The 22746-nt window shown below is 63.8% G+C and carries 20 protein-coding genes; 12 read left to right on the top strand and 8 right to left on the bottom strand.

Features of this window, described 5'->3' with window-relative positions:
* Window positions 1–346: 346 nt before the first annotated feature.
* Window positions 347–1126, bottom strand: a complete 780-nt coding sequence (locus LMTR3_RS06845) for an SDR family NAD(P)-dependent oxidoreductase (protein ID WP_065744318.1) — start codon at window positions 1124–1126, stop codon at window positions 347–349.
* A 161-nt stretch (window positions 1127–1287) separates the two neighbouring features.
* On the opposite strand from LMTR3_RS06845, the gene LMTR3_RS06840 reads away from it, so the two are divergent.
* From LMTR3_RS06840 to LMTR3_RS06830, 3 genes are read left to right on the top strand one after another with little or no spacing between them, the layout of a single operon-like run.
* Entirely contained in the window at window positions 1288–2079 is a 792-nt protein-coding gene (locus LMTR3_RS06840) for an enoyl-CoA hydratase/isomerase (RefSeq protein ID WP_065744317.1), read from the top strand.
* Window positions 2076–3062 carry a phosphotransferase family protein gene (locus tag LMTR3_RS06835; RefSeq protein WP_065744316.1) on the top strand — a complete coding sequence of 329 codons (987 nt, stop codon included), beginning with the start codon at window positions 2076–2078 and terminating at the stop codon, window positions 3060–3062. Before LMTR3_RS06840 ends, LMTR3_RS06835 begins: the two co-directional genes overlap by 4 nt.
* 1 nt (window position 3063) lies before the next feature.
* Entirely contained in the window at window positions 3064–3438 is a 375-nt protein-coding gene (locus LMTR3_RS06830; RefSeq protein ID WP_065744315.1) for a DUF6285 domain-containing protein, read from the top strand.
* A 98-nt stretch (window positions 3439–3536) separates the two neighbouring features.
* Here the strand turns inward: LMTR3_RS06830 and LMTR3_RS06825 are convergent, their stop codons facing one another.
* Window positions 3537–4316 carry an enoyl-CoA hydratase-related protein gene (locus tag LMTR3_RS06825; protein ID WP_065744314.1) on the bottom strand — a complete coding sequence of 260 codons (780 nt, stop codon included), beginning with the start codon at window positions 4314–4316 and terminating at the stop codon, window positions 3537–3539.
* Between the two features lie 221 nt (window positions 4317–4537).
* Between LMTR3_RS06825 and LMTR3_RS06820 the strand changes: the two genes are divergently transcribed.
* Window positions 4538–5812 (top strand): acyl-CoA dehydrogenase family protein, encoded by a 1275-nt coding sequence (locus LMTR3_RS06820; protein WP_065744313.1) that lies wholly within the window; start codon window positions 4538–4540, stop codon window positions 5810–5812.
* Between the two features lie 23 nt (window positions 5813–5835).
* Window positions 5836–6306: a GFA family protein gene (locus LMTR3_RS06815; RefSeq protein ID WP_065744312.1), complete on the top strand. Its 471-nt coding sequence runs from the start codon at window positions 5836–5838 to the stop codon at window positions 6304–6306.
* Between the two features lie 133 nt (window positions 6307–6439).
* On the opposite strand, the gene LMTR3_RS06810 is transcribed toward LMTR3_RS06815, so the two are convergent.
* A complete protein-coding gene (locus tag LMTR3_RS06810) occupies window positions 6440–8020 on the bottom strand; it encodes a fatty acid--CoA ligase (protein ID WP_065744311.1) in 1581 nt (526 codons plus the stop codon).
* Between the two features lie 216 nt (window positions 8021–8236).
* The gene (locus tag LMTR3_RS06805; RefSeq protein ID WP_065744310.1) at window positions 8237–9109 is read right to left on the bottom strand and encodes an SDR family oxidoreductase; all 873 of its coding nucleotides are present in this window, start codon (window positions 9107–9109) and stop codon (window positions 8237–8239) included.
* Window positions 9110–9200: 91 nt separating this feature from the next.
* On the opposite strand from LMTR3_RS06805, the gene LMTR3_RS06800 reads away from it, so the two are divergent.
* The 3 genes from LMTR3_RS06800 (at window position 9201) to ppc (ending at window position 14721) form a co-directional block, all read left to right on the top strand.
* Window positions 9201–10016, top strand: a complete 816-nt coding sequence (locus LMTR3_RS06800; protein ID WP_065744309.1) for a crotonase/enoyl-CoA hydratase family protein — start codon at window positions 9201–9203, stop codon at window positions 10014–10016.
* Window positions 10017–10159: 143 nt separating this feature from the next.
* A complete protein-coding gene (locus LMTR3_RS06795; RefSeq protein ID WP_065744308.1) occupies window positions 10160–11704 on the top strand; it encodes an acyl-CoA synthetase in 1545 nt (514 codons plus the stop codon).
* 224 nt (window positions 11705–11928) lie between these two features.
* On the top strand, window positions 11929–14721 hold the full coding sequence (ppc, locus tag LMTR3_RS06790) for a phosphoenolpyruvate carboxylase (RefSeq protein WP_065744307.1): 2793 nt from the start codon (window positions 11929–11931) through the stop codon (window positions 14719–14721).
* 129 nt (window positions 14722–14850) lie between these two features.
* On the opposite strand, the gene LMTR3_RS06785 is transcribed toward ppc, so the two are convergent.
* The 4 genes from LMTR3_RS06785 to LMTR3_RS06770 all read right to left on the bottom strand — a co-directional run bounded on the left by LMTR3_RS06785 (window position 14851) and on the right by LMTR3_RS06770 (window position 18878).
* On the bottom strand, window positions 14851–15786 hold the full coding sequence (locus tag LMTR3_RS06785; protein WP_084029457.1) for an SMP-30/gluconolactonase/LRE family protein: 936 nt from the start codon (window positions 15784–15786) through the stop codon (window positions 14851–14853).
* Window positions 15787–16254: 468 nt separating this feature from the next.
* On the bottom strand, window positions 16255–17169 hold the full coding sequence (locus tag LMTR3_RS06780; protein ID WP_065744305.1) for an SDR family oxidoreductase: 915 nt from the start codon (window positions 17167–17169) through the stop codon (window positions 16255–16257).
* 150 nt (window positions 17170–17319) lie between these two features.
* The gene (locus LMTR3_RS06775) at window positions 17320–18459 is read right to left on the bottom strand and encodes a thiolase C-terminal domain-containing protein (protein ID WP_065744304.1); all 1140 of its coding nucleotides are present in this window, start codon (window positions 18457–18459) and stop codon (window positions 17320–17322) included.
* Window positions 18460–18464: 5 nt separating this feature from the next.
* Window positions 18465–18878, bottom strand: a complete 414-nt coding sequence (locus LMTR3_RS06770; protein WP_065744303.1) for a Zn-ribbon domain-containing OB-fold protein — start codon at window positions 18876–18878, stop codon at window positions 18465–18467.
* Window positions 18879–19126: 248 nt separating this feature from the next.
* Between LMTR3_RS06770 and LMTR3_RS06765 the strand changes: the two genes are divergently transcribed.
* The 4 genes from LMTR3_RS06765 to alkB all read left to right on the top strand — a co-directional run bounded on the left by LMTR3_RS06765 (window position 19127) and on the right by alkB (window position 22724).
* The gene (locus LMTR3_RS06765) at window positions 19127–20476 is read left to right on the top strand and encodes an amidase (protein ID WP_065744337.1); all 1350 of its coding nucleotides are present in this window, start codon (window positions 19127–19129) and stop codon (window positions 20474–20476) included.
* Window positions 20469–21155 (top strand): DUF2848 domain-containing protein, encoded by a 687-nt coding sequence (locus tag LMTR3_RS06760; protein WP_065744338.1) that lies wholly within the window; start codon window positions 20469–20471, stop codon window positions 21153–21155. Before LMTR3_RS06765 ends, LMTR3_RS06760 begins: the two co-directional genes overlap by 8 nt.
* A gap of 159 nt (window positions 21156–21314) precedes the next feature.
* Window positions 21315–22058, top strand: a complete 744-nt coding sequence (locus LMTR3_RS06755) for a 2OG-Fe(II) oxygenase (protein ID WP_065744302.1) — start codon at window positions 21315–21317, stop codon at window positions 22056–22058.
* A gap of 12 nt (window positions 22059–22070) precedes the next feature.
* Entirely contained in the window at window positions 22071–22724 is a 654-nt protein-coding gene (gene alkB, locus LMTR3_RS06750; RefSeq protein WP_065744301.1) for a DNA oxidative demethylase AlkB, read from the top strand.
* The last annotated feature ends 22 nt before the right edge of the window (window positions 22725–22746 follow it).

Below are 22746 nucleotides of genomic sequence, written 5' to 3'. Positions count from 1 at the left end.
CGTAACACCATCAATGTGAGGGACGACCGCCCGCCTTCCAGGCAGGCCGCGCGAAGCGCGCCACCAATGGCGCCGTAGCAAGCGCGGCTTGCCTGGAAGGCAGACCGGGGCCCGTTACCCCATCTACGGACTCGGGCGAATACGTCGCGAGATCGCGAAGTCATACACAGTTGTCATCGTCCGCCAACGGGTCGCGCGAATGCGCGCCCGATGACAGGCTCCGGCGGACGATCCAGTATCCCAGAGATGCCAATTGCTTGATCGAGAAGCCGCGGCGTACTGGATCCCCCGCCTTCGCGGGGGATGACGGCTCTGCATGACGAGGCCTAGCGCGCCACACCCACCCTCAAAACGCCGTATACCCGCCATCGATCACAAAGCAATCCGCCGTATGATACGACGATGCCTGGCTCATGATGTACACGGCGATGCCGCCAAAGTCGCTCGGCTCGCCGAAGCGGCGCACTGGAATGCGCGGCATCACGTTGGCGACGAATTTGTCGTTGGCCATCAACCCGGACGTCATGTCGCTCTTGATCCAGCCGGGCAGGATCGCGTTCGCGGTGACGCCGTAGCGCGCCAGTTCGACCGCGAGCGCCCGGCACAGCGCGTTCAGCGCCGCCTTGGTGCCGGCGTAGTGCTCGTTGCGCGCGGTGCCGAACAAGGACGCCAGGCTCGAGGTCGCGACCAGCCGGCCGAACTTGTCACCGGCGTCCGCACGTTCGGTCATGTGGCGGGCGGCGGCCTGAAACACGTGGAAGACGCCGTCGAGATTGGTCGCGAACATTTTTCGCCATTCCTCCTCGGTGCGGTCGATGAAGGCGCGCCGTCCGCCGCCGCCGATGCCGGCATTGGCAAAGCAGCCATCGACACGGCCGAACGTATCGAGCGTCGCCTTCATCGCCGCCTTGACGGAGGCGGGATCGGAAACGTCGCAGATCTGCGTATGCACCCTGCCGGGCCCGGCCGACATGGTTGCCGCCGCGCTTCTGTTCTTGTCGCCATTGCGGCCCCAGATCGAGACGTTGCAGCCTTGCGCGTTCAACGCCTGCGCAATGCCAAGGCCGATGCCGCCATTTCCGCCGGTGATGACCGCCGTGCGGCCGGTGAGGTCAAAGATGCTCATTGGATGTTTCCATTTTGTTTGGCAACAGAGTTGCGCCCTGCGGCGGGCAGATGTTCTGGCGCAAGCATGGACAACGTCGCCCAGAAAATCAAATATGGGTGAGACATCGTCCGGTCTTCCGCGCAGCGAAATAGCGCGTAAACACAAGTTAAGAGGAAACAATGCAGTTCAAGCACGTCACGCTCGATTTCGATGGCGCGGTCGCCGTTCTCAAGCTCGACCATCAGGAAGTCATGAACGCGGTCTCGATGGACATGCTGGGCGGGCTTGGCGAGGCGCTCGATGCGATCGAGGAGAAGCGAGAGGAGGTGCGCTGCCTCGTGCTGACCGGCGCCGGACGCGCCTTCTGCACCGGCGCCAATCTGCAGGGCCGCAACAACCAGAAGCCCGGCAAGAGCAACGCCGGTCAATCGCTGGAAATCGGCTTTCATCCGTTCCTGCGGCGGCTGCGCCGGCTGCATTGCCCGATCGTCACGGCCGTCAACGGTCCCGCCGCGGGCGCCGGCATGAGCTTTGCGCTGATGGGCGACATGATCCTCTGTGCCCGCTCGTCCTATTTCCTGCAGGCGTTCCGCCGCATCGGCCTGGTGCCGGACTGCGGCTCGACCTGGCTGCTGCCGCGCATGATCGGCAAGGCGCGCTCGGTGGAATTGTCGCTGATGGGCGAACGGTTGCCGGCAGAGAGGGCGCTGGAATGGGGCCTCGTCAACCGCGTCTATGACGACGCAGTTCTGATGGAGGAGGCGATGAAGCTCGCGCATGAGCTTGCCAATGGCCCGACGATCGCGCTGTCGCTGATCCGAAAGCTCTACTGGGACAGCCCGGAAAATTCCTTCGAGGAGCAGCTCAACCTCGAATTCGAATCGCAACGCATCGCCGGCGCGGCTGATGATTTCAAGGAAGGCGTTGCTGCCTTCCTCGAAAAGCGCCCCGCCAAGTTCAGGGGCAAATGATCGAGGAGCAACTTGGGCGCTGCGTGGCGTCCTGGTATCCGGGAGCGACCGGCGTGACTGGCGCCGCCAAGCTCTCCGGCGGCGCCAGCCAGGAGACCTGGACGTTCGATATCGTGCATCCGAGCGGCAATGTTGGCGCCATCCTGCGCCGCGCGCCGCCGGGCTATGGCGCGTCGCCGGGGCGGGCCGCCGGCCTCGATGCCGAGGCGACGCTGATGCAATTGGCACATGACGCCGGCCTGCCTTCGCCGCGCGTGATGCATGTGCTGAAGCCGGCGGACGAGCTCGGCCGCGGCTTCATCATGCAACGCATCGAGGGCGAGACCATCGCGCGGAAGATTCTGCGCGATGAGCAGTTCGCCAAGGCGCGGCCGATCCTGGCGCGGCAGTTGGGCCGCGTGATCGCCGGCATTCATGGCTTAGCCCCAGCGAAACTGCCGAAGTTGCGCGAGATGAGCGCGACCAAGGAGATCGCCGACCTCGAGCGGGAATACCGCAGCTTCGACCGGCCGCGGCCGGTGTTTGAACTGGCGCTCCGCTGGCTGCGCGAGCGTGATCCCGGGCCGTCGCGGGAGGTGACGCTGGTGCATGGCGATTTTCGCCACGGCAACCTCATCATCGGCCCCGACGGCGTGCGCGCGGTGCTGGACTGGGAGCTCGCGCATGTCGGCGATCCGATGGAAGACTTGGGGTGGATCTGCGTCAACTCCTGGCGCTTCGGCGAGATCGACAAGCCGGTCGGAGGTTTCGGGACGCGGGAGGAATTGTTCGCCGGATACGAGGAAGCCGGCCGCAAGGTCGATCCTGATCGTGTGATGTTCTGGGAAGTGATGGGCACGCTGCGCTGGGGCATCATGTGCTGCGGCATGATGCAACGCTTTCGGCAAGGCCCCGACCATTCGATGGAACGCGCCATGATCGGCCGGCGTTCGTCGGAGACGGAGATCGATTTGTTGCGGCTACTCGCTCCGCGGGGGAAATAACATGCAGGACGAACCGACTCCCACCGAACTGATCAAGGCGGTCGCAGACTTCCTTCGCAACGAGATCGCCCCAGAGATCAAGGGCCATAACGCCTTCAAGCTCCGTGTCGGCATCAACGCGCTGGATCTGGTGACGCGGCAGTTGACGTTGGAGCAGGGGAGTGACGCCGCGGAGTCCGCGCGGCTGAAGCAGTTACTCGGTGCGGATGGCCCGCTGATCGAATCGAATCGCGCGCTGTGCGAGAAGATCGCCAAGGGCGAAGTCGATCTGCAAACGCCGGGGCTAGCAGAACACCTCTGGCAGACCACGATGGACAAGCTCGCTGTCGACCAGCCGAACTACGCGTCGTACAAGAGGGAGCTGGGGAATAAGTGACTGGCTTCGTCATTCCGGGATGGTCCGAAGGACCAGACCCGGAATCTCGAGATTCCGGGTTCGCATCTGCGATGCGCCCCGGAATGACGACTACGTCGTCACCGCCCCAGCCATTTCGGCGGACGCTTCTCCGCAAACGCCTTCGGTCCCTCGATGTAATCCTGCGAGGACGCCATTGCCTTCACGGCCGGGTACTCGCGCTGCTCGGCGATCGCCTGTTCCAGCGACACTTCGAGGCCGCGCTGGATCGCCTGCTTGGAGGCGCGGATCGACATCGGCGAGTTCTTGGCTATCGTCTCCGCCCAGCGCTCCGCCGCGGCGAGCGCTTCACCGGCGGGAACCACCTCGTTGACGAAGCCGAGCTCAAGTCCCTCCTTGGCCGAGACGTGGCGCGCGGTGAGGATCATGCCCATGGCGCGCTTCAGCCCGATCTGCCGCGGCAGCCGGTGCACGCCGCCGGCAAGCGCGGCGAGGCCGACGCGCGGCTCGGGCAGTGCGAAGGTCGCATTCTCCGAGGCAATGATGAGGTCGCAGGCCAGCGCGATCTCGAAGCCGCCGCCCATCGCGACGCCGTTGACGGCGGCGATGATCGGCTTGTCGCAGTCAAAGCGCGAGGTGAGGCCGGCGAAGCCGCCCTTGTCCCAGCCGCGCTTTCCGCCGGCCGCCTGCCATTTCAAATCGTTGCCGGCGCAGAACGCCTTGTCGCCGGCGCCGGTGACGATCGCCACCCATTGCGCAGGGTCAGCGGAAAAGTCGTCGAACACCTTGTTGAGCTCGAAATGCGCGTCGATATGCAACGCATTGTACACTTCCGGCCGCGACAGCGTAATGATCGTGATCGGCCCCTTGCATGTCACCTTGGAGAATTTCAGGTCCATGTTTGCTCCTGTTTGGATTTTCTGCGGCGAAGAATATTGACCGCGATCATAGCGCTGCCCAGCCGTCCGAAACCATCCAATTACGCAAGGCCCCCGCGCGTGCCAACGTCCATTCCGTTGCTTGACTTGGGCGTGGTCTTCCAACCTAAATCGATCCGAGCAGGAGCGCCGCGTAGCGCCTAAACGCAAAAGCAATAAACGACATTTCCGGGAGAGACGCCTTGGATTTCAACCTGCCTGCCGACCTCACGGCCTATCTCGACGAACTCGATCGCTTCATCGCGCGCGAGATCAAGCCGCTGGAGGAAGCCGACGACAACATCCGCTTCTTCGATCATCGCCGCGAATGGGCGCGTACCGATTTCGAAAACGGCGGCCTGCCTCGGCATGAATGGGAAGCGCTGCTGCGCAAAGCCAAGAACCTCGCCGACGTCGCCGGCCATTTGCGCTTCGCGATCCCGAAGCGCTATGGCGGCAAGGACGGTTCCAACCTCTGGATGGCCGTCATCCGCGAGCATTTCGCCTCAAAGGGCCTTGGCCTGCACAATGATCTGCAGAACGAGCATTCGATCGTCGGCAACCTGCCGCTCGTGACCATGCTCGACCGCTACGGCACCGATGAACAGAAAGCGATGATCGAAGGCTCGATCACCGGAAAATACCGCATCACCTTCGGCCTCACCGAACCCGACCACGGCTCCGACGCGACGCATATGGAAACCAGGGCCGTGCAGGCGACGCGTGACAACGTCAAGGGCTGGATCATCAACGGCCAGAAGATGTGGACCACCGGCATGCATGTCGCAACCCATTGTGCGCTGTTCGCCCGGACATCAGGCAATGACGGCGACGCGCGCGGCATCACCTGCTTCCTGGTGCCGGCTAGAAGCGAGGGCGTGAAGGTCGAGGAGTATATGTGGACCTTCAACATGCCGACCGACCACCCGCGCGTCAGCTTCACGGATGTGTTTGTCGCTGAGGATGCACTGTTCGGCGAGATCGGCCGCGGACTGTCTCTGGCGCAATGTTTTGTGCACGAGAACCGGATTCGGCAGGCGGCGAGCTCGCTGGGCGCGGCCGTCTACTGCATCAACGAAAGCGTCAAATATGCGCGCGAGCGAAAGCCGTTCGGCAAGGCGCTGGCCGAGAACCAGGCGATCCAGTGGCCCTTGGTGGAGCTGGCGACGCAGGCCGAGATGCTCAGGCTATTAATCCGCAAAACCGCGTGGGAGATGGACCAACTCACACAGGCCCAGGTCGAACACACGCTGTCCGACCGCGTCTCGATGTGCAATTACTGGGCAAACCGCCTCTGCTGCGAGGCCGCCGACCGCGCCATGCAGGTGCATGGCGGCATGGGCTATTCGCGCCACAAGCCGTTCGAACATATCTACCGCCACCACCGCCGCTACCGCATCACCGAAGGCAGCGAGGAAATCCAGAAGCGGAAGGTGGCGGGATTCCTGTTCGGCTATATGGGGGCGGGGAAGCACTGAGGAGCAGAGCCAAGGAGAAGATCATGGAAGGCGGATGCACATGCCGGCATGTCCGCTACCGCCTGAACGGCAGGCCGATGATCGTGCATGCCTGCCATTGCACCTGGTGCCAGCGCGAGACCGGCACCGTGCATGCGCTCAACGCGATGTACGAGGCCGATAGGGTCGAGCATCTCGCGGCCGAGCCCGAGATCATCGTGACGCCATCGGCCAGCGGCAAGGGCCAGCGTATCGCACGGTGCCCGGTCTGCAAGGTCGCGGTGTGGAGCAATTATCCGGGATCAGGCCCGGCCGTGCGGTTCGTGCGCGTCGGCACCATGGACAATCCCAGCCAGTGCCCGCCTGACGTACATATCTTCACGTCCACCAAGCAGCCCTGGGTGATGCTGCCGCCGGGCGCGAAGGCAGTCGCGGAATTCTACGATATCAACGAGGTCTGGTCGGACGAAGCCAAGGAACGCAGGCGGGCGTTGCGCGAGCGGGCAAGGAAGTAGGGTGGGCAAAGGCGCGCTTGCGCCGTGCCCACCGTCTATCCAACTCACAACGACCGATGGTGGGCACGCTTCGCTTTGCCCACCCTACGAAGCTACTCCGTTCGCAGGGACGACATCGTTGATAGATCACGGATCAATTCACCTGCCGGTCCTTCCCCGCCCAATACGGCTCACGCAGATTCCGCCGCAGGATCTTCCCCGATGGATTGCGCGGCAGTGCCTCGATGAAGTCGACCGATTTCGGCGTCTTGAATCCGGCGATACGCTCGCGCGTAAAATTGATGATGTCGGTGGCATTCGCCTGCTTGCCCGGCTTCATCACCACGATTGCCTTCACTGCTTCGCCCCATTTGTCGTCGGGGATGCCGATCACCGCGGCTTCGGCGACATCAGGATGATCGCAGATCGCGCTCTCGACTTCGGCCGGGTAGATGTTCTCGCCGCCGGAGATGATCATGTCCTTGATGCGGTCGTGGATATAGAGGTAGCCGTCCTCGTCCATGTAACCGGCATCGCCGGTGCGCAGCCAGCCGTCGCTGCCGAGCGTCCTCGCGGTCGCCTCCGGCAGGTTCCAGTAGCCGACCATGTTGGAGCCCGAACGGGTCGCGATCTCGCCGACCTGGCGCGGCGGCAACCGGTTGCCGTCGGGATCGAGGATCGCAAGCTCGATGCCGGGCAGCGCCTTGCCGGCAGAGCGCATGCGCTCCAGCCCCTCGACATGATCCTCGGGCGGAAGGGCGACGATGGTGCCGGTCGTCTCGGTCATCCCATACAACTGCACGAAGCCGCACTTGAACACCTCGATGCACTCCTTCAGCAGCGCAGCGGGAATCGGCGAGGCGCCGTAGAGCATGTATTTCAGGCGCGAAAAATCCACCTGACGCGCGCGCGGCTGCCGCACCACGAACTGCATCGCCGCCGGCACCATGAACAGTTTGGTAATGCCGGATTGCTCGAAGAAATCCAGCACTTTGCTCGGATCGAACTCGCGGGCGATCACGCCCTTGGCGCCGTGATAGAGGCCCATCACGCCCCAGCCGGAGCCGCCGATGTGGAAGACCGGCATCGCCACCAGCGAGACGTCGTCGCTCGTCCATTTGTTCCATTCCGGCTTCTCGGCCTCGCTGCCGGCGTGCACCAGGTTGAGGAAGTTGGCGTGCGACAGCATCGCGCCCTTGGGCTTGCCCGTGGTGCCCGAGGTATAGAGCTGGATCGCGATATCCTTCGGGCTGATCGGCACCTTCGGATCGTCGCCGCTGGCCGCATCGCGCCAGGCCGTATAATCCTGCCATTCCGGCGCGCCGCCCTCGGCGGTGATCACGTGGCGCACGTCGGGCAGTTGCGCCTTGATGTTGCGAACCTGCGTGATGAACTCGGGCCCCACGAACAGCACCGGCGCCTTGCAGTCGCCGACGATGAAGGCGATCTCGGGACCGGCGAGGCGCCAGTTCACCGGCGCCATCACCACTTTGGCCTTCATCGCGCCCATCAGCAGTTCGAAATAGATGTCACTGTTCTTGCCGAGATAGGCGATCCGCTCGCCCGGCTTGACGCCGAGCGCGATCAGCGCGTTCGCAACACGGCTGGTCTTGATGTCGAACTCGGCAAAACTGGCCTGGCGGCCCTCGAACTCATAGGCGATCGCGTTGCCGCGCGTTCTGGCGCGTTCCCGCACCATGTCGACGAGGGTCGTCAATTGCTGCGAAGCGGACATGTCTCTCCCGTATCGTCTTGTTATCGTTGTGCGGAGTTTGGCGGTATCGCGCGACAAAGACAATACGGCTCCGTCGTCCCTGCCTCCGTGCGCAATCGCGCACTCGGCGCAGGGACCCATACGCCGCGGCCTATCGGTGAGACGATGGGGCTAGTTGCCTTCGTAACAACTTGCGCTGGTGGTTATGGGTCCCTGCGTTCGCAGGGACGACAAAAACTACCCCCTTGCAGCGCGGTCCTTCTCGTTCTGCGCCTTGATCGAGTCGCGCGCCTTGTTCCAGTCGTCGTCGCTCCAGTCGCGCAACTGATAGAAATTGCCGCCCATCGCGAGCGCCTGCGCGCCGTCCATGGCGATGGTCTCGCCGTTGATCCAGTCGCAACCGCCGGAGATCAGGAATACCGCGAGGTTCTGCAATTCCTCCATGGTGCCGACCCGGCCCATCGGGTTCTGCGCCCGCGTGCGCGCCCCGGCTTCGTCGCCCGGCTTGATGCGCTTGCTCATGCCTTCGGTCGGGATTTCGCCGGGCGCAATGGTGTTGAGGCGGATGCCGTACTTGCCCCATTCGACCGCGAGCGACATCGTCATGGCGTGGATCGCCGACTTGCTCATCGCCGACGGTACCACATAGGGCGAGCCGTTGCGCACCCAGGTCACCGTGATCGACACCACGTTGCCGCGTTGCTTGGCGGCGATCCAGCGCCGGCCGACCGCGTGGGTCATGTAAAACGTGCCATGCATCACGATATTGGCGACCGCGTCAAAGCCGCGCGGCGAGAGCTCTTCCGAGCGCGAGATGAAATTGCCGGCGGCATTGTTGATGAGATCGGTGAGGGGGCCCGAGGTCCAGATCTGTTCGATCATCTCGTCGACAGCCATCGCGTTGCGGATGTCGACGCCGTGGCTGACCACGCGCCCGCCATGCAGATCCATCAATTCGGTTGCGGTCTCGTCGCAGACGATCTTGCGGCGGCCGCAGATGTGGACCTCGGCTCCCAGTTGGAGAAACCGAGCGGCCATGGATTTGCCGAGGCCGGTGCCGCCTCCGGTCACCAGAATGCGTCGCCCGGCGAGAAGCTGATCGTTGAACATCGTTTCCACCCAAGGGGATTGTCTGTTAATTGGTCGATTGACTAAAACCGGACAACACCGTTCTGTAAAGCAGCAACTGAGGAGATTTTTCATGGAGCAGCGCGTCTCGATCTCGATTTCGGACGGCATTGCCGATGTCCGGTTGGTGCGGGCCGACAAGATGAACGCGCTCGATGCCGCGATGTTTGAGGCACTGGTGGCCGCGACCGAGCGGCTGGCCAATGAAAAGGGGCTCCGGGTGGTAGTATTGTCCGGGGAAGGGCGGGCTTTTTGCGCCGGTCTCGATATGGGACGCTTTCAGGCCATGAAGGAAAGTGGCGGTAACGGGATCGCCGGCGGCGAGAAGCGCGACCTCACTGCACGCACCCATGGCATCGCGAACTTTCCGCAAGCTGCGGTCTGGGGCTGGCGCCAGCTTCCGGTGCCGGTGATTGCCGCGATCCAGGGCGTGGCGTTCGGCGGCGGCTTCCAGCTCGCGCTCGGGGCCGACATGCGATTCCTCACGCCAGACGCGCGGATGTCGATCATGGAAATCAAATGGGGCCTGGTGCCCGACATGGCCGGCACGCCGATCCTCGCAAGCCTGGTCCGCGACGATATTCTGCGCGAACTCACCTATACCGGCCGCATCTTCTCCGCGCAGGAAGCCATGAGTTATGGCCTCGCGACGCGGATCTGCGACGATCCGCGCGCGGCAGCTTTCGAGGTCGCACGCGAAATCGCCGGCAAAAGCCCCGACGCGATCCGTGCTGCAAAGCGTATGCTGAACAAACTCTCCGTCGATCCGGCCCCGGCGCTGCTGGCCGAATCCGTCGAGCAGCAGAAGCTGCTCGGCAGCCCCAACCAGACCGAAGCCGTGCGCGCCAATATCGAAAAGCGCGCGCCGCGGTTTGTGGATGCGGGGTAATATCAGCCCCTCATCCTGAGGAGGCGCGAAAGCGCCGTCTCGAAGGATGTAGGCCCGTCTGTGGCCTCATGGTTCGAGGCGCGCGAAGACGCGCTCCTCACCATGAGGGTCAGTCAAACCCGACACCAGATCGGAAAGAGACAATGTCAGCCTCCCAACTATTCCAAGGCATCATCAGCGGCGAGCGCCGGCGCGACCACGGCGAGGTCGCCGAACGGACTGAGCGCATCGCCAGCGGGCTGCAAAAGCTCTGCGTCAAGCAGGGCGACAGCGTAGCCATGCTGATGCGCAACGACATCGCCTTCATCGAGGCGGCTTATGCGGCGATGCGGCTCGGCGCCTATGGCGTGCCGGTCAACTGGCACTTCAAGCCGGAGGAGATCAATTATGTGCTGAAGGATTCGGGCACATCCGTGCTGATCGCGCATGCCGACATGCTGCATCAGTTACGCGCGGCGATCCCGCAAGGCGTCACGGCGCTCAGCGTGCCGACCCCACCGGAGATTCTCAGTCATTACAAGATCAATCCGGATCATCTGACGACGCCCGACTTCGCGGTCGATTTCGAATCCTGGCTGAACCAACACCAGCGCTATGACGGGCCGGCGGTGCCGCAGCCGCAGAACATGATCTACACCTCCGGCACGACGGGCCATCCCAAGGGCGTGCGCCGCTTTGCGCCGACGCCGGAGCAAAGCGCCAACGCCGAGCGCATGCGCGCGCTGATCTACGGCCTCAAGCCAAGCGCCCGCGCGCTGTTGCCGGGGCCGCTGTATCATTCCGCGCCGAATTCGTTCGGCCTGCGCGCCGGCCGTCTCGGCGGGGCACTGGTAATCATGCCGCGCTTCGACGCGGAAGAATTTTTACGCGTGGTCGCGACCGAGAAGATCGACACCATCTTCATGGTGCCGACCATGTTCATCCGGCTGATGAAGCTGCCGGAGGAAGTGCGCAGGAAGTACGACATGTCGTCCTTGCGCCATGTCATCCATGCTGCCGCGCCCTGTCCGGCCGACGTCAAGCGCGCGATGATCGAGTGGTGGGGGCCGATCATCCACGAATTCTACGGCTCGACCGAGTCCGGCGCGGTTACCTTTGCGACGTCCGAGGACGCGTTGAAGAAGCCCGGCACCGTCGGCAAGATCGCGCAGGGTGCGGAATTGCGCTTCATCGGCGACGACGGCAGGGAACTGCCGCAGGGCGAGATCGGCGAAATCTACTCGCGCATCGCAGGCAATCCTGACTTCACCTATCACAACAAGCCGGAAAAGCGCACCGAGATCGATCGCGATGGGTTCATCACCTCGGGTGACGTCGGTTACATCGACGCGGACGGCTATGTCTTCATCTGCGATCGCAAGCGCGACATGGTGATTTCAGGCGGCGTCAATATCTATCCGGCCGAGATCGAGGCTGCGCTGCATGCGATTCCCGGCGTGCATGATTGCGCGGTGTTCGGCATTCCCGACGCCGAATTCGGCGAGGCGCTGATGGCTGTGGTGGAGCCGCAGCCGGCGGTGACGCTAGATCCGGCTTCCATCCGCAACCAGCTCAAGGTCGCGTTGGCCGACTACAAGGTGCCCAAACACATCGAAATCCAGTCCAACCTGCCGCGGGAAGATTCCGGCAAGATCTTCAAGCGCCGCCTGCGCGATCCCTACTGGGAGCGGGCAGGACGGAGGATTTAGCATCCTGTCGTCCCTGCGGAACGCAGGGACCCATAACCACAGGCCGTGGGGTTCGCAAAAGGACTCTCCCAGCGTGCCCTAAGAGAGGACACGGAGTATGGGTCCCCGCGTTCGCGGGGACGACGCAAGAGCAGAGACAATAGGCACCGCCTCCATCTTTATCTTGCACTGCGGCAAAAAAATTGCACACTCGGATGAGCCGGGCAGTTTGAGGTGGCCAGCCAATGTCTTCCCAGACCATGCCTTCCGAGATCGAAGTCCGGTCCAACCGCGGCGACGAGGCGCTGGCGTTGGAGGAGGATGCGCGGCTGCGGACCGACATTCGCCTGCTCGGGCGGATTCTCGGCGATACCGTCCGTGATCAGGAGGGCGCTGACGTCTTCGATCTGGTCGAACGTATCCGCCAGACCTCGATCCGGTTCCATCGCGACGAGGACAAGCTGGCGCGGCGGGAACTCGAGACCATCCTCGACAGCATGTCGATCAGCGATACCGTGCGGATCGTCCGCGCCTTCAGCTATTTTTCGCATCTCGCCAACATCGCCGAGGACCAAAACAACATCCGCCAGATGCGTGGCCGCGGTCCCGGCGGGCCGCGACCGAGCGCGCTGACCCAGACGCTCGCTCACGCAAAGACCGCCGGGATCAACGCGGCCGAGTTGCGCCGCTTCTTCAAGGGGGCCCAGGTCAGCCCGGTCCTGACGGCGCATCCCACGGAAGTCCGCCGCAAGAGCACGTTCGACCGCGAGATGGAGATCGCCGCGCTGCTCGACCGGCGCGAACGCGTCCAGCTTACGCCGGAGGAGGCCGAGGCTTGCGACGAGCAGTTGCGCCGCGCCGTACTGACGCTGTGGCAGACCAACCTGCTGCGCCGGACCAAACTGACCGTGCTCGATGAAGTCGCCAACGGCCTGTCATTCTACGACTACACCTTCCTGCACGAGGTGCCGCGGCTGCATTGCGCGCTGGAGGACCGGCTGAACCGGGAGGAGGGCGGCGCGCCCGGCGAGCTGGCGTCGTTCCTGACCGTGGGAAGCTGGATCGGCGGCGACCGCGACGGCAATCCCTTTGTCACTGCCGACGTCATGCGCGGCACGCTGCGCCTGCAGTCGAGCCGGCTGATGAACTTCTATCTGGAAGAGTTGCATGTCCTCGGCTCCGAACTATCGCTGGCCGCGCACCTCGCTGACGTCTCCGACGAATTGCGCGCGCTGGCCGAGCGGTCTCCGGATACGTCGCCGCACCGGAGCGGCGAACCGTATCGGCTGGCGGTGTCGGGCATCTATGCCCGCCTGACCGCGACTGCGCTGAGACTGGAGGTCGAGACGACGCGTCGTCCGGTCGGCGAGGCCGCGTCTTATGCGAGCGTGACGGAGTTCAAGGCCGATCTCGACGTTCTGGATCGATCGCTGATTGCGAACAATTCGGGCGTGATCGCGCGCGGTCGGTTGCGCTTGCTACGCCGTGCCGTGGATTGCTTCGGCTTTCATCTGGCCCGGCTCGACATCAGGCAGAATTCCGCGGTGCACGAGCGCACGGTCGCGGAACTGTTCGATGCCGCCATCCCCGGCATGTCCTATCTGGCACTGAATGAGGAGGCCCGCGTCCATCTGCTGCTGCGCGAGCTGCGCAGTGCAAGGCCGCTGAGCTCGGTGTTCGTCAAGTACAGCGAAGAAACACGCGGCGAACTCGCCATGTTCCGTGCCGCCGCCGAGGCCCATGCGCGCTTCGGCCCCGACGTGATCCACCAATGCATCATCTCCATGTGCAAGGGCATGTCGGACATGCTGGAGGTGGCGGTGCTGTTGAAGGAGGTCGGCCTCGTCAATCCTTCCGGCCGCAGCGCCATCAACATCGTGCCGCTGTTCGAAACCATCGAGGATTTGCAGGCTTCATCCGGCATCATGGATCGGATGCTGGCGTTGCACGATTACCGCCGGCTGGTCGACAGCCGCGGCGGCATCCAGGAAGTGATGCTCGGCTATTCCGACAGCAACAAGGACGGCGGCTTCGTCACTTCGGGCTGGGAGCTGTATAAGGCCGAAATCGAACTGGTCGACGTGTTCGAGCGTCACGGCGTGCGCTTGCGGCTGTTCCACGGCCGTGGCGGATCGGTCGGCCGCGGCGGCGGGCCGAGCTATGACGCCATCATCGCGCAGCCCGGCGGCGCGGTGAACGGACAGATCCGCATCACCGAGCAGGGAGAAATCATCTCCAGCAAATATTCCAATCCGGAAGTCGGCCGCAGCAATCTGGAAATCCTGGCCGCGGCGACGCTGGAGGCGAGCCTGCTGCATCCCCGGCAGAGCGCGCCGCGGAAAGAGTATCTCACGGCAATGGAGCAATTGTCGGCGCTGGCATTCAAGGCCTATCGCGGGCTGGTCTATGAGACCGAAGGCTTTGCCGATTATTTCTGGGGCTCCACCGTCATCACCGAAATCTCGACGCTCAACATCGGCAGCCGCCCGGCGTCGCGCAAGAAAACCCGCGAAATCGAGGACCTTCGCGCCATCCCCTGGGTGTTCAGTTGGGCGCAGTGCCGGCTGATGCTGCCGGGCTGGTACGGCTTCGGCTCCGCGGTCGAGAGCTGGATCGCGGAGCACCCGGAGCAGGGCATGGCCTTCCTGCAGGAACTCTACCGCGAATGGCCGTTCTTCCGCACGCTGCTGTCGAACATGGACATGGTGCTGGCCAAGAGCTCGATTGCGATCGCCTCGCGCTATGCCGAGCTGGTGCCTGACGTGGCCTTGCGCGAAAGCATCTTCGGGCGCATCCGGCGCGAGTGGCATGCCTCGATCGAGATGCTGCTCGACATCATGGGCCACGAGCGCCTCTTGCAGGGTAACCCGCTGCTGGAACGCTCAATCCGCAACCGCTTCCCCTATCTCGATCCGCTCAACCACGTGCAGGTCGAGCTACTGAAGGAGCATCGCTCGCATAGTCCGGACGAGCAGGTGCTGCGCGGGATTCAGCTTACCATCAACGGGATTTCGGCGGGGTTGAGGAATAGCGGGTGAGGGATTTTTTGATCACCGTCGTTCCGGGGCGCGCGCGAGCGCGAACCCCGAACCTCGAGATTCTCCGGTGCGCAATTGCGCACCGGAGTTCGACGCTTCGCGTCGCCCCGGAATGACAGCAGTTGCCTCTCACGGCTTCATCGCGCCTTGCACACTCGTATAGACCGCATAGAGCGATGACGAGCCGCAGATGTAGAGCCTGTTCCGCTGCTGGCCGCCGAAGCACAGGTTGGCGACGGTTTCCGGTATGTGGATCTTGCCGAGGAGATCGCCGTCAGGAGTGTAGCAGCGCACGCCGTCCTCATTCGGATCGCCCCAACCCACGGAGCACCAAAGGCGCCCCGCGGTGTCGCAGCGCAGCCCGTCGGTAATGCTGGGCTTGGGCATGTCCGCAAAGACCTTGCTGTTCGAAAGCTTTCCGGCCCCGAGATCGACGTCGAACACGCGGATATGCGACGGGTTATCCGGTCCGTCGGTGAAGCCGGTATCGCAGATATAGAGCTTCTTCTCGTCAGGTGAGAAGCAAAGGCCGTTCGGCTGCACGAAGTCATCGACCACCATCTTGATGTCGCCGGATTTCGGATCCACCCGGTAGACGTTTTTCTTTTCCTGCTCGGGCTCCGCCTTGATGCCCTCGTAATAGCCGCCGATTCCGTAGGCTGGGTCGCAGAACCAGATCGAGCCGTCGGCCGCCACGACCGCGTCGTTCGGCGAGTTCAGTTTCTTGCCGTTGTACTTGTCGGCGATGATGGTGATCGAGCCGTCGAGTTCGGTCCGGGTGACGCGGCGGCCGGAATGCTCGCAGGTGATCAGCCGTCCCTCGCGATCGATGGTGTTGCCGTTCGAGTTCATCGACGGCTGCCGATAGACGCTGAGATGGCCGTCGTCTTCCGAGAAGCGCATGATGCGATTGTTGGGAATGTCGGAGAACAGCACGTAACGCCCGGCTGCGAAATAAACCGGGCCTTCGGCCCAGCGGAATCCGGTCGCGACGCGCTCGACCGCCATGGTGCCGGCGAAGGCCGGAAAGCCTGTCGGCCCGAACGAAACCTTCGGTTTCTTCATCGATTCCAGGCGAGAGTCCGGATAGCGGGCGCCGGGAAGCGGGCCGAGCGGCAGGGGCGGCGTTGCCGTGGTTGGCGCGGCGGTCTGGCCCAGCGGCGCGACGGAGGCGGCAGATGCCGTCTTTATCGTCACGGCGGAAGCGGCAAGTGCTGCTGCGCCGGTCAGTATCTTGCGACGGTCAAAACCGCTGCCTTGTTGTTGGGAATCGGAAATGGTCAGCGAGGTTGTCATGATTTCCTCCCGTGTATTTTTGTTGGGAGGAAAAACATCGGCCCGCATTCCGGCATAAAGCGGGCGGGGCAATCAGAGTGGTGGTGCGGCGTAGCGGTTTTGTAGGGTGGGCAAAGCCAACGGGTCGCGCGAATGCGCGCCCGATGACAGGCTCCGCGTGCCCACCATTTTCGTATCCCGATAGATGGTGGGCACGGCGCGATGCGCCTTTGCCCACCCTACGGCTACGAGGAATCTTCAGATCGGATCCCAGGTGAAGATATCTGCGGAGCGGTCGAGCTTGTAGAACGATCCCGCAAGCGCCGGCATGCCGTGTTCGGCGATGGTTTGCGGCGTCCAGCCTTCGCTCCGCTGTACCGAGCGCAGCGGACGATTCTGGCTGAACAGGAAAATCTCGTTCATCCGCACGCCGAAGATCTGTCCGGTGACGTCCTTGGCGGCGTCGCTGAGCAGATAGGCGCACAGCGGCGCGATCTTCTCCGGTCCCATCTGCTGGATTTTCGCCACGCGCGCCTTCTCGGCCTCGGTCTCGGTCGGGATGGTGCCGATCATGCGGGTCCAGGCGAACGGCGAGACGCAGTTCGAGCGCACGTTGAAGCGGCCCATGTCGAGTGCGATCGACTTCGACAGGCCGACGATGCCGAGCTTGGCGGCGGCGTAGTTGGCCTGGCCGAAATTGCCAATCAGGCCCGAGGTCGAGGTGAAGTGCACGAAGGAACCGCTCTCCTGTTCGCGGTACAGCCGTGCCGCGGCGTGGCTGACGTAGAACGAGCCCATCAGGTGCACCTTGATGACGGCCTCGAAGGCTTCCACGCTCATTTTGTGGAAGATCATGTCGCGCAGAATGCCGGCATTGTTGACGACGCCGTCGAGCCGGCCGAAATGATCGGTCGCCGTCTTCACGATCTTGCTCGCCGGGATCGCTTCCGCCACCGACTCGAAATTGGCGACCGCAGTGCCGCCGCGCTTCTTGATCTCCTCGACCACCTCCTCGGCGGGAGCTGCGCTCGAACCAGCGCCGTCGGCGGCGCCACCGGGATCGTTGACGACGACTTTGGCGCCTTCCGCGGCGCAGAGCAGCGCGATCTCGCGGCCAATGCCGCGGCCGGCGCCGGTGACGATGACGACTTTGTCTTGCAGTGATTTTGTCATGATGCTTTCCGTCCTGTTTTAGCGGCCGAAGCAGAACCCTACTCGTCATGCGCGGGCTTGACCCGCGCATCCATCCTTCTTCAGAAGAAGATGGATTGCCCGGTCAAGCCCGGCAATGACGGATTGAGGGCTCCGCTCGGGCTCGCATTCCTAGCGTTCGTTCGTAAAGATGATCGTGCCACTCGCCGCGAACATGCCGCCGACGCCGTGGCAGACCGAGATCTTCGCGTCCTTGACCTGCGCCGGCGCGATGCCGCGCATTTGCCGCACACTCTCCTGCAGCGCGTACATGCCGTACATGCCGGAATGCATGTAGCTCAATCCGCCGCCATTGGTGTTGAGCGGCAGCTTGCCGCCGGGGCGAGTATTGCCGTCGGCGATGAACTTGCCGGTCTCTTCGTGCGGCATGAAGCCGAGATCGCCGAGGCCGTAGAGCGGCAGATGCGCGAAGGCATCGTAGATCATCAAATGATCGACGTCCTTGTGGGTGATGCCGGCCTCCTTGAAGGCGGTGGGGCCTGCGACCTTGAAGGCGCGCGAGGAGTTGAACGTCTCCATCTGGCTGACCATCGGCGTTTCCACGCTCTCGCCGGTGCCGAGGATGTAGACCGGCTTTCTCGGAAAGTCCTTGGCGCGGTCGGCCGAGGTCAGGATCAGCGCACCGCCGCCATCGGTGACGAGGCAGCACTGCAGCAGGCGGAACGGGTAGGCGATCATCCGCGAGTTCAACACGTCCGCAACCGTGATCGGGTCCTTCATGGTCGCGCGCGGATTCTTTGCGGCCCATTCGCGCTGCACGACGGCGACCATGGCGATCTGCTCATGGGTGATGCCGTAGGTCTTCATGTAGCGCAGCACCGGAATCGGGAACATGCTGGGCGGCCCGTAGACGCCGAACGGCGCCTCGAACTGGCCCTGCAGGCTGTCGGCGGGGATCGAGCGCGGCAATTTGCCGATCATCGATTTTCCGCTTTCGGCGTGGGTAATCAGCACGGTCTTGCACAGGCCGGCCTCGATCGCTGCCGCCGCATGGCGGACGTGCAGCATGAACGAGCAGCCGCCGACGGAAGTGCCGTCCACCCAGGTCGGCGTGATGCCGAGGTAATGGGCGATCTGCTGCGGAGTTTCCACGGCGGTCGCGATACCATCGATGTCGGACAGCTTGAGCCCGGCATCGGCGATAGCATTGAGCGCCGCATCCGCGTGGAGCTGGATCTGCGACATGTTCGGGATGATGCCGAGTTCGGTGGTCTCGGCAGCACCGACGACGGCAACTTGATTCCTGCGCATGGTGCCTAACCCTTCGCCGGACGGAACATGGGAAGGGTGATCTTGTCGTCGAGCTTTTCGAACGCGACCTCGAGCTTCATGTCGAGCTCCAGCGCCTCCGGCGTCTGCGGACAATCGATGATATTGCTCATCATGCGCGGGCCTTCGTCGAGCTCGACCACGGCGATCGCGTAAGGCGGGGTGAAGCCGGGCGCTGCCGGGCGGTGGTTGATGACATAACTGTAGAGCTTGCCCTTGCCGCTGGCCTTGAAGACGGAAACCTTGCGCGAGCCGCAGGACGGGCAGAACGGGCGCGGCGGGAAATAGACATTGGCGCAGGCATCGCAGCGCTGCAGGCGCAGTTCGCCGGCCTGCGTGCCGTCCCAGAAATACTGGGTCTCCGGGGTCGGTTTTGGTTTGGCGCGCGCGGGCTCGGCCATAGCGGCAGTTTCTCCTTGGGGAAGTCGGGCGTTACCCGCTTGTTGCGGTCTTGATGCGACATTTGTCTATTGCCCGTCAACGGCCCGAGCGGCGACGGAGATGCATGGCCGCATTCCCGCGCCCGAGAGCGCTTGTATGCCAGCGTGTCTCGGGCAATAGTCCGCGCCACGGCAAATCGCCGATGCACCGTTCGACATCGGGTTCGCTTCGGACCACGAGTGACGCCACAGGAATGAACGAGAGAGCCATGCCTGACCATCCGACGCTTGCCAGTCTCGCTGCCGATCTCGATGCCGGACGCACCACCGCGCGCAAACTGGTCGAGGAATGCCTCGCCAGGATTGCCGATCCCGCCGGCGAGGGCGCACGGGCCTTTATTCACGTCGACAAGGACGCAGCGATCGCCGCAGCCGACGCGATGGATCATCTGCGCAAAGCGGGCGCCGCGCCATCGCCCTATGCCGGCATTCCCGTCTCGATCAAGGATCTCTACGACATCAAGGGACAGGTGACCCGCGCCGGCTCCCGCGCGCTGGAAGATTCTGCGCCGGCAGACGCCGATGCGCCCGTGGTGGCGCGGCTGCGCCGGGCCGGCTTCATCGTGATCGGCCGCACCAACATGACCGAGTTCGCCTATTCCGGCATCGGCATCAATCCGCATTACGGCACGCCGAAGAGCGTCTGGAACCGCAGCGTCGGCCATGTGCCCGGCGGCTCGTCCTCGGGCGCGGCGGTCTCGATCGCCGACCGCATGGCGTATGGCGCGCTCGGCACCGATACCGGCGGCTCCTGCCGGATTCCGGCGGCCTATAACGGCATCGTCGGCTACAAGCCGACACAGGCGCGCGTGCCGCTCGACGGCGGCGTGCCGCTGTCCTCCTCGCTCGACAGCTTTGGGCCGCTGGCGCGTAGCGTAGCTTGCTGTGCGGTGCTGGATGCCGTGCTCGCGGATGAAGCCGTGCAGCCGTTGCAGCCGCGCACCATCAAGGGCATGCGGCTTGCGGTGCCGACCACGATCGCGCTCGACGACCTCGACGAGGAGGTCGCCAGAACCTTCGAGCGCGCGCTGGCGACGCTGTCGCGCCACGGCGCGTTGATCGAGCGCATCGAGGTGCCGGAATTTCACGACGTCGGCGTCATGAACAGCAAGGGCGGTTTTGCCGCCGCCGAAAGCTACGCCTGGCACCGCTACCTGCTCACCGGCAAAGGCGACGTCTACGACCCTCGCGTCCGCGTCCGCATCCTGCGCGGCGAGGGCATCAGCGCGGCGGACTATATCGACATCCTCAAGGCGCGCCGCTCGTTCATTGCGCGGACCGAACAGCGCATCGCGCCGTATGACGCGCTGGTGCTGCCGACCACCGCGAATACGCCGCCTGTTATCGCCGACCTCGCCGACGACCAGGCCTTCGCGACGCAGAATCTGCGCGCCTTGCGCAATTGCACCCTGATCAACATGCTCGATGGCTGCGCGATCTCGCTGCCGGCGCATCGCGAGGGCGAGGTGCCGGTCGGGCTGATGCTCGCAGCCGCCGGCGGATCGGACCGCCGCGTCTTCGAACTCGCCGCCGGAATGGAGGATGTCATCCGTGTTTGATCTGACCTTCAACGTCGACGACAAGGGTATGCTGACGCCGCTGACGCTCGCGATCGACCAGGCTGTGATCGCAGGCTGGACCGGGCGCGATCCGGTCGCGCGCGACAAGCATATCGTCGAACTGGAAGCGCTCGGCATCGCGCGACCCGCGACGACGCCGATCTATTATCGCTGCTCGGCGCGGCGGATTACCCAGGACGACCGTATCGAGGTAACGGGCAGCGATTCCAGCGGCGAGGTCGAGTTCGTGCTGATCGGCTGGCAGGGCCGCATCTTTGTCGGCTGCGGCTCCGACCATACCGACCGCAAGGTGGAAAGCTACAGCGTCACCGTCTCAAAACAGATGTGCGACAAGCCGGTGGCCTCGGTGCTGTGGGAACTGGAGGAGGTCATCGGTCACTGGGACAAGTTGATCCTGCGTTCCTGGGCCATCATCGGCGGCGCGCGGGTGCTCTACCAGGAGGGCACATTGGATGCGATGCTGCCAGTCAAGGATCTGATCGAGCGCGGTTTTGACGGCAAAGGCCTGCCCGACGGCTGCGCCATGTTCGGCGGCACGTTTGCGGCAAAGGGCGGCATCCGCCCGGCTGATCGCTTCGAGTTCGAACTGGAGGATCCCGTGCTGAAGCGGAAGATCAGCCACGGCTATGACGTGACCGCGCTGCCGGTGTTGGGGTGACGCCTCCAATTGCCGTCATTGCGAGGAGCGATAGCGACGAAGCAATCCATCTATCCCCGAGTTGAGGCGTGGATTGCTTCGCTACGCTCGCAATGACGGGGATGGAACTCGTCGGAAATCGGGTGGTTTTGTCGTGGGCTGACTGCGAGACTAGCCGCCATGAAAGCAACCGCGAAAATCCTCCACCATCCTGCTCCCGACATCGCCACCCGCGTCGATGCCATCGATTGGACGCAGGTAACCGCCGACCTCGACGCGCAGGGCTGCGCCGTGCTGAAGGGATTGTTGTCGCCGGACGAATGCAACGCCCTCGCTGCGCTCTATCCCGACGACAGGAATTTCCGCAGCCGCATCGTGATGGGGAGCCACGGATTCGGCCGAGGCGAATACAAGTATTTCGCCTATCCGCTGCCCGAACTGATCGCGCAGTTGCGGCCCGCGCTCTATGTACGGCTTTATGGCATCGCCAATCGCTGGAATGAAACGATGGGGATCGACATCCGCTATCCCGACAAGCATGCAGCGTTCCTGAAACGCTGCCACGACGCCGGGCAGACGCGGCCGACGCCGCTGCTGCTGCAATATGGCGAGGGCGACTACAATTGCCTGCATCAGGACCTCTATGGCGAGCACGTGTTCCCGCTGCAGGTCGCGATCCTGCTGTCGGAACCCGGGCGCGATTTCACTGGCGGCGAATTCGTGCTGACGGAGCAGCGGCCGCGGATGCAGTCGCGGCCCGAGGTGGTACCGCTGAGGCAGGGCGATGCGGTGGCCTTTGCTGTGCATCATCGGCCGGTGCAGGGGACGCGTGGGCCCTATCGCGTTAACCTGCGCCATGGCGTCAGCCGGATACGGTCCGGCCATCGCCATACCGTCGGGGTGATCTTTCACGACGCCAAGTGAGTACTGATAGAATTGACTGCGGATTTGTTCGAGGCCGTGCCGGACGTGCGCCCATCGCGCGAAGCGATGGCGGACGGCGCGGTATTGCTGCGCGGATATGCGAAGCCCTTCGAAAACGAAGTGGTCGCGGCGTTGCGCGAGATCATCGCGCGAGCGCCATTCCGTCGTATGTTTACGCCTGGTGGTCACCAGATGTCGGTCGCGATGACCAATTGCGGCGGTGTCGGTTGGGTGACCGACCGCAGCGGCTATCGGTACGACAGCATTGATCCGGATTCCGGCCAGCCCTGGCCGGAGATGCCGCGGGCCTTTCGCGCAATTGCGGAGCAGGCGGCCGCCGAGGCTGGCTTTGCCGGCTTCGCGCCCGACGCCTGCCTGATCAACCGCTACGCGCCCGGCGCACGGATGTCGCTCCATCAGGACAAGGACGAGCAGGATTTCGCCGCGCCGATCGTGTCCGTGTCGCTCGGTCTGTCTGCAATCTTCCTGTTCGGCGGCCCGAAGCGCGCCGACAAACCGAAGCGCTACCGGCTCGAGCATGGCGACATCGTGGTCTGGGGCGGACCGTCGCGGCTGTTCTTCCACGGCGTGGCCCCGCTGGCCGACGGCGAGCACGCCCTGATGGGCCGCCAGCGCATCAATCTCACTTTCCGCAAGGCGCGCTGATCTTCCTTCTCCCCTTGTGGGA

Origin of the sequence: Bradyrhizobium sp. LMTR 3 (assembly GCF_001693485.1) — a bacterium.
Taxonomy (GTDB): Bacteria; Pseudomonadota; Alphaproteobacteria; order Rhizobiales; family Xanthobacteraceae; genus Bradyrhizobium.
The sequence above is the reverse complement of the archived record's forward strand: the minus strand, read 5'-3'. Positions and strand labels throughout refer to the sequence as shown.